Source organism: Acinetobacter sp. CIP 101934, assembly GCF_000369585.1.
GTDB classification, from domain to species: Bacteria; Pseudomonadota; Gammaproteobacteria; order Pseudomonadales; family Moraxellaceae; genus Acinetobacter; species Acinetobacter schindleri.
Map to the genome: position 1 here is coordinate 1 of NZ_KB850101.1, position 1,684 is coordinate 1,684.

The window sequence follows — 1,684 nt, forward strand, 5'->3', positions numbered from 1 at the left end:
TTTTTTTGGTTCAGGCTCAACGTGTTCTGGAACAGGGATACGTTTATTGTCTTTCTGAGGAGTAGTCAATTCGTCATAGTTTGACTCGGTCTGTGGCCGAGGATCTGTTGCTATATTCGAATTAGTAGATTCATTTAGTTTATTAATATTTTCTTGTTTTGGCTGTTCTAAGGTGCCTTTAAACTCAATTCTATGAGTAAGATCTTCAATATGTTGCATCAAAGACTTTTCTCTTTGATTTGCTAAATCTAACTGATTTTTGAGTAAAGAAATTTGATCTTTTAATACACTTTCAACCTCAGATTGAACGTGTACTTGTACATCCTTCTGAACTTGTTCAGTACGTGTACTGGACTGAACACCGACTGGATTGCCATAAACTCTGATAAGTTCAGATAAGTCTATAAGACCATCATGATCTCTTGATAATTCACCATTTTTTAAAGCCTCATATATTGTTGTACGTGATTTTTTAAAGGCTTTACTTGCATCCATGACGCTGAATTTTGTTGTGTTCAATGTAATCCCTCAGTGCGTGTACAAGGATGTTCATGTGAACATCCAATCTGAACATGAAGTTTATTTTGTATTAAATCCTACTTTCTTTAGATATGGCAGTAATTCTTCAATTTTAAGTGGATCCTGCAACATTTCGGCAATGCGAACAGCAAATTGAGAGTAACTTTCTGTACCTTGAGAATATTTATTCATCTCGGTAAGCTCAGAGAGTTTATTAGCAAAAAGATAACGTTGCGAATCAGTCATTTTTAAAACTATAGGTTGTATAGCTATATCTGACTTCTTTGGTTGCTTTCTAATTTTATAGGTAAACTCAAATCCTATAATTTTTTTCCCTGCCTTCTTATTAGTATATTGAAGGTTATATATATCGCAGGCTTTGCTCTTATTTATTTGAGTGACAGCTAAGTCCAGGACATTGTCTTTTAGATTTGACATAGTTTTATATTTATTTTCGATACCGAACCTAGATCGAAGATCGTCCAACTCTAGAAAAACTTTTTGCTCTTTATAGTTCTGCACTTCTTTAAGAATTTCATATAAGCGATTGGCATATTGGCTGCTTAAATCAACCGTATGTTGAAGATCAATTTGAGTAAATTTATTAGCTAGCTCACTTACAAATGGTAAGACGTCATTAGCAAATTGAATTTCAATTCTAGCTTCACCTTCAAGATATCCCTTCATTTGAATAAATCTATATGTTCTAACGTGTTTTTTAGTATTTGAGATTTCTCGCTCTAATGTGAACTGGCGTTCAAATAAAGTATCTACAGCCGTTCTAAGGGCTTTATAACCGCCATCTATGGTGTCTGAAAACAGATCTGCATATTCATGAGCTGAAATGGTAATTGGTACATTATTATCTAATGTAATCTTATTAGAACGAATTTTTGATAAAGCGATATTGAACAATCTATGCTCAACAACAGTCATTTTATAATGAGCTTTTACTAAATCATTTGCTTTAGAGACAAGAATCGACATGTCTAAATTTTCTGAACGGCTCATTCTTATTTCCCTATAAACATTATATGGATTTACCAAAATCTAGATAAATTTTTCACTTAGGGAATCATCATAACAATACTCATTTAAATAGTAAAATAAAAACCTATGTTTATGCGGATAAAACCTATGTTTGAAACGGATAAAACCTATGTTT

At 32.6% G+C, this 1,684-nt stretch carries 2 protein-coding genes; both read right to left on the minus strand.

Annotation, left to right across the window (positions count from 1 at the left end):
• The coding region (locus tag F899_RS15040) for a plasmid replication DNA-binding protein (protein WP_228127820.1) at positions 1–519 on the minus strand (519 nt) is incomplete at its 3' end.
• Between the two features lie 60 nt (positions 520–579).
• Positions 580–1,530 carry a replication initiation protein RepM gene (gene repM, locus F899_RS15045; RefSeq protein WP_005225810.1) on the minus strand — a complete coding sequence of 317 codons (951 nt, stop codon included), beginning with the start codon at positions 1,528–1,530 and terminating at the stop codon, positions 580–582.
• Positions 1,531–1,684 lie beyond the last annotated feature (154 nt).